Origin of the sequence: Bacteroides acidifaciens, from assembly GCF_024623065.1 — a bacterium.
GTDB lineage: Bacteria > Bacteroidota > Bacteroidia > Bacteroidales > Bacteroidaceae > Bacteroides > Bacteroides acidifaciens.
Map to the genome: position 1 here is coordinate 1 of NZ_JANJZR010000132.1, position 5,612 is coordinate 5,612.

A 5,612-nucleotide genomic window follows, 5' to 3' on the forward strand; every position below is an offset into this window, starting at 1 on the left:
TTTTGCCGGATTCCTCTATTGGTTGCATTGATAGTTTTCTATCGCTTTACTGGTCTGGCATTCATAGACGTGTATAATCTGCGCCCCGGACACGTTTCAGAGGACAGCAACGGCAACCTGTGGATAGTGAAACCCCGTGAAAAGACAAACAACCTCTGTAACATCCCGCTTTTGAGTATTCCCAAACAGATACTTGAAAAGTATAAGGATAACCCCTACTGCATGGATAAAGGAACTTTGTTGCCCGTTCCCTGCAATCAGAAGATGAACAGCTACCTGAAAGAGATTGCCGACCTGTGCGGTATTAAAAAGAACCTGACCACGCACACAGCCCGGCACAGTTTCGCTTCGGTTATCGCACTGGCTAACAACGTGTCACTGCCGAATGTGGCTAAAATGCTGGGGCATTCATCCACCCGAATGACGCAGCATTATGCGAAAGTATTAGACCAAACGATACTAAGGGATATGCAAGCCGTTGAAAAACAACTATCTGTATAACAAAAGATTACTTAATACATACTTATAGAACTAATACTCCCTAAAATTATGAGGAAAATTTTCCTCATAATTTTAGGGAGTATTGACCTATTTCTTTATATTTGCAGAAAATTTTCTGCAAATATGGACAATATAGACATAGAACTTAGTAAAGTAATTGATGCAGCTGTTCAATCTTCAATCGATATAGGTCAGGTTGCATCCTTAAAGGATTTGTATAAAGAAAAGAAAAATTCACTAAACTTATCAGATAGGCAGATTCAGAAAATTTTAGGAATGGATTCTAAAACTATAAATCCTATATTAAATGGAACTGCTAAACAAATCAATTTCATAAATGTAGTAAAATTGGCTCATTTTTTAGGTCTGTCTGTTAATGACCTAATAAAAGTTTACGTACCAGAATTAGCTCCTAAACAAATAGGAGAAATCCAACGAGCAAGAGAAGCAGGATATATCGTTGAAAATTTTGATGTATCTATCCTTGTTAAGATGAAGTTTTTTAATTCCAATGCTTCATCTAAAGATATGAGTGATAAAATCAAACGTTTTTTTGACATTGATAATATTTACAGTTACTCAGAAAATTCTTTGCTTCCCGTTTTTAGTCGCTCTAAAAGAAACTCGAATGATTTAATGCGTAATTTTTGGATACAATCTGCGTTTATCCAATTTAAATCTATTGCAAATCCCAATCCATACATAAGAAAAGAACTAGTTGAACTAATACCCAAAATCAGACCATACACAAGAGATATAAAAAATGGTCTAATTAGAGTGCTGAAAGCACTATTTCGTATTGGGGTCACAGTTATATATCAACCAAGCTTAGAAAAAATACAAGTTAGAGGAGCTACCATGATAATAAATGATAAACCATGTATTGTACTTTCTAATTTACAAAATAATTATCCTACATTATGGTTTACTCTTTTACATGAACTACATCATGTACTTTTTGATTTTGATGAAATCAAAAAACAAACGTATCATATTAGCAATAATGAGGGAGACATATTTTTAATGAATGAAGAACAAGCAGATAATTTTGCTTGTGAATATTTATTAAATGAATCCCGATTAAAATTTGCATCAGGGTATATTACATCACATTATAATATTGAAAAACTAGCTAAAGAATGGGGAGTACATACCTCTATTATATATGCAATGTATTGTTATAAAACCAACGAATGGGCTTTTTATAATAAATATATACCTAAAATGAATGAAGCCTTAGAGCTTATAAATACTCACCCATTTGAAAAAGAAACGTTAATGGAATCAGTACAACAAATCAAAGAATTTTTATACAATTAATTATGGAAGAAAAAAAGAAAAAAAAATCTCAGGAGGAATTAGAAGAACTCCAAAGGAAACAAGAACAAGATTTAGAGCGTGCAGCAATTTTAATGAAAGCTGATGAAATCAAAGAAGAAACATTTGATTTTGATGTAAACGGTCAAATCGAACTCAAAAATGAGTTGGCAGATATGGTTTTAGAACAAATCGATGACCCTGAAGCTAAATATAATTTATATTATAATGTTGTCAATCGTTTATTAAGAAAATATCTTCCAAAAGGCGATACATATAAAGATGCGAGAGATTTGATTTATGAAGAAAAGAACACATTTTTAACTCGTGGACACAGAAAAGATGCACAAGGTATAAGAGGAGCAGACGGAAGAATGTCCTATATTTCAGATATAAATGAGCTTGTTAACATTATCACTGAATGGATTTCAAACAAAGGAACAATGTTTGATTTATATACTCAAATTAGGGATTTGAATATTTCTAAAGGATATGGCGCTCCACAGTCAAAATAAAATGAATAGAGCTATATATATACTCATAATCTCTATTTTAACCTTTCTTTGTTTACACAGTTGCACTGTGGATATTGACCCTAAAATAGCTAATACAGCCTTTGGGCTTACAGCTATAAAATACGAATATATAATAATGATTTTAAGTTTATGCAGTGGCATCTTCTGCATTATTGGAGGTATTATACTTACCATTTTAGGGTTTACTGGGAACATCAATTGGATTATTGAAGGAACAGATTTTACATCAAAATTAATAAATGCTTCTCCTGGAGTTTTACTAATGGTAATAGGAGCCTTGATTATTATTTTTAAAAGATTGAAAATAAGAAGTAAGTAAATAGAAAAGCCAGCAACACAGTTTTCAAGAAAACATGATTGCTGGCTTTCAATCAATCAAACAATATAGAAAACAAGATAGCTATATTTCAAGAAAGCAAGACATCAATAAAACAAGATTTCATGTTTTCAAGATTTCATTTTCTGTAATGCCTTTCTAGCAGGTCTAAAATCTCACTTTCCCGGTAGATGATTTTTCCCGGAAGCTGCACGTACCCCAGCAGCCCCGTGTCCCTGTAATCCTGCAACGTCCGTTTGCTGATGCAAAGCCGCCTGCACACCTCATCGCCCGTCAGGTAGTGTTCACCGTTCAATACCGGGCGATAGTTCATTACCACGTACTCCACGTTTTCCAGTACCCTATCAAGGGAAGAAAACAGCACCAGCGTGGTTTCGGAATCTTTCGTTATCAAATCCATACGCCTACTTTTTAGAATTGTCCCTTACTTGGTTGAGCAAAAATGTTTCCACGTCCGAAGCCTTGTAGTAAATCTTGCCGTTTATCTGCGAGTAAGGCAGTTTCCCCGTGTCACGGTAAGTCTGCATCGTCCGGGCTGAAACATTCAGCAAACGGCAGGTCTCGCAGTTATCCAGCCATTTGTCACGCTTCCTGCGTAAAGGCACGCAGAGCGCATCCACACGACCCGCAAAATTTTCAAACCTCTGTTTCCAAAGTTCAAAAGTTTTCTTTTCAATCGTCACTATTTCCATAACCGATATATTTATTCTTGTCAATACTCCGTTTTTCTTCACTGGTGCAAATATATAAGGCTGAATAATAGGTTGTTTCCCTCTGTCCGAAAATGACCTTGCGTGTCCGAAAATGTCCACCGCCAACCCAAAAACAACATGAAAGAAACGAACCGATAACAAAAAAACTGTTTTTTTCCACTCCTTAAATAAGTAAGGTTAATGAACACAAAGCCGTTTTCTATTTGCCGACATTAATTTGGTGCAGAGCGAAGCAAAGCGATTCCAAACGGCTGACGCTTTGTTTTTTACCGATTTTTCTTATTTTATTTGTGGTGCTAATTCAAAAAATAAGCACTCATGAATAATCCTTTCGAAGAAATTTTCAAGTGGCTGGAGAACATCGAAAAGATGATTGCCCCGGTCACGGGCGTACAGCCCGAAGAACGGCAGGACGGAAAAGAGCCTGTGTTAGTCAAAATATCCGTTGCCAGCGGCATAACCGGGTATTCGGTCAATTATCTGTATCATTTAGCCAGCAAGGGACTGATACCGTGTGTCAAGCGTGGGCGTACCCTGCGTTTCGACATGGAGGAACTCAAAAAATGGATGCAACAGCAGTATGTCCCGGCTTCTAACAGACTTCCCGATGAAAAAGAAAAGAGGTGATGATACACGGCATATCGAGGGCTGGCAGTCTAAGAACGAGTGTATCGAAAGCCTGCTGAACGTCCTGTACGATTTCCGGTTCAACACCGTAAAGAGCCGGACGGAATACCGGGCTGCAAGTTCTTCGGGCTTGTACCAGCCCGTTACAAAATTCGTTCTGAACTCATTCAGGCGCAGGCTGGACGCAACCGCTGGTATCGTTACCTCTGCCGAAAACATCCGTACCATACTGGAAAGCGATTTCGCAAGAAAGGTACATCCCATACGGGAATACTTCAACGCCCTGCCCTTACTGAATCCTGCCGAACACGGGCATATCGGCAGGCTTCTGAACACGGTACAGGTAGCCAATCCCGGCAAATGGGAGGAATATTTCACGAAATGGCTTATTGGTGTGGTAGCCAACGCGATGAACGACACGGGGTGTCAGAACCATACCTGTCTGGTATTGACAGGGGACAAGCAGGGACAGTTCAAATCGTGGTGGCTGGACAACCTTTGCCCGACACCGCTTAAGAACTACCTGTTTACCGGAAAGATAGACCCGCAGGGCAAAGACATCCTGACACTGATAGCTGAATACCTGTTCATCAACATTGACGACCAGCTAAAGGAACTCAACAAGCAGAACGAGAACGCATTGAAGAACCTTATCACCACCCCAGCGGTGAAGTATCGCAGACCGTATGACATTTACATAGAGGAATATCCCCACCTCGCCAGCTTCATGGCTTCAGTAAACGGCAACGAGTTCCTGACCGACCCGACAGGCAGCAGGCGTTTTCTGCCGTTCGAGGTGCTGCACATAGACAAGCCCACGGCAGAAAATATCCACATGGATAACGTCTATTCCGAAATCATGTACCTGTACCGTCAGGGTGTACGCTATTGGTTCAATGATGCGGAGATTGAAGAACTGCACCTGACAAATGCGGAATTTGAGGTGCAGACAATCGAGTTTGAAATGCTGATGCAATACTTTGAACAACCGACAGCAGAGGAGGAAAGGAACTGTTTCATGACTACCGCACAGATACTCGCACACCTACGCAATATATCCCCTGTTCAGTTATCCGAAAAAAGATTGGGGGAATCATTGCGGAAAATCGGTTTCAAACGGGTGCAAAAGCGCATAAACAACAACTATTATCCCGTATATGGGTACAGGATAAAGCCTGTTTCGGCTTCCCGTACAGGGGATGATTACGGGTAAAACCGGGATGTAGTAGCTTCTACATACTGTTTGAGATATAGATAACAATTTAATAAACAACAGTTTAACAATTATGTAGTATGAAGTAAGATAGAATCCCAAACTTTTGGGAAATCCGGGAAAAAGAAAAAACGGCAATATAATATATAGGATATATTTATTCCTTTTTTAAAGGATAAATAATTACTATGTTACTACATGTACTACAATCCGTTGAAAAAGAAACAGATAGATGTAGTAGTGTCCCGTGCTTCTTCTTACTCGCTTCTTGCTTCATTATTACTATCGTTAAATTTTGTAGATGACAAAATTTAAATTTATGCTGTTAAACATCTAATTTTTAAGTGATTAAATTTGCGAAAGTCCCT

Annotated in this window: 8 protein-coding genes; 6 read left to right on the forward strand and 2 right to left on the reverse strand. The window is 38.4% G+C overall.

Going from position 1 to position 5,612, the window contains the following annotated elements; translation table 11 throughout:
• The 4 genes from NSB03_RS19765 to NSB03_RS19780 all read left to right on the forward strand — a co-directional run.
• A partial coding sequence (locus NSB03_RS19765; protein WP_257466601.1) for a site-specific integrase occupies window positions 1-501 on the forward strand: 501 nt, incomplete at its 5' end.
• Window positions 502-624: 123 nt separating this feature from the next.
• Window positions 625-1,821, forward strand: coding sequence for an ImmA/IrrE family metallo-endopeptidase (locus NSB03_RS19770; RefSeq protein WP_016277458.1), 1,197 nt, complete (start codon window positions 625-627; stop codon window positions 1,819-1,821).
• Window positions 1,822-1,823: 2 nt separating this feature from the next.
• A complete protein-coding gene (locus NSB03_RS19775; RefSeq protein ID WP_016277457.1) occupies window positions 1,824-2,333 on the forward strand; it encodes a hypothetical protein in 510 nt (169 codons plus the stop codon).
• A gap of 67 nt (window positions 2,334-2,400) precedes the next feature.
• A complete protein-coding gene (locus tag NSB03_RS19780) occupies window positions 2,401-2,673 on the forward strand; it encodes a hypothetical protein (RefSeq protein WP_232430221.1) in 273 nt (90 codons plus the stop codon).
• Between the two features lie 136 nt (window positions 2,674-2,809).
• Here the strand turns inward: NSB03_RS19780 and NSB03_RS19785 are convergent, their stop codons facing one another.
• Both NSB03_RS19785 and NSB03_RS19790 read right to left on the reverse strand, forming a co-directional pair.
• Window positions 2,810-3,091, reverse strand: coding sequence for a helix-turn-helix domain-containing protein (locus NSB03_RS19785; RefSeq protein WP_024988805.1), 282 nt, complete (start codon window positions 3,089-3,091; stop codon window positions 2,810-2,812).
• A gap of 4 nt (window positions 3,092-3,095) precedes the next feature.
• Entirely contained in the window at window positions 3,096-3,383 is a 288-nt protein-coding gene (locus tag NSB03_RS19790) for a helix-turn-helix domain-containing protein (protein WP_024988804.1), read from the reverse strand.
• Window positions 3,384-3,722: 339 nt separating this feature from the next.
• Between NSB03_RS19790 and NSB03_RS19795 the strand changes: the two genes are divergently transcribed.
• Together NSB03_RS19795 and NSB03_RS19800 are read left to right on the forward strand one after the other, a co-directional pair.
• Entirely contained in the window at window positions 3,723-4,031 is a 309-nt protein-coding gene (locus NSB03_RS19795) for a helix-turn-helix domain-containing protein (RefSeq protein ID WP_024988803.1), read from the forward strand.
• Window positions 4,012-5,244 carry a virulence-associated E family protein gene (locus tag NSB03_RS19800; protein ID WP_135039475.1) on the forward strand — a complete coding sequence of 411 codons (1,233 nt, stop codon included), beginning with the start codon at window positions 4,012-4,014 and terminating at the stop codon, window positions 5,242-5,244. The genes NSB03_RS19795 and NSB03_RS19800 overlap by 20 nt, the downstream gene beginning before the upstream one ends.
• The last annotated feature ends 368 nt before the right edge of the window (window positions 5,245-5,612 follow it).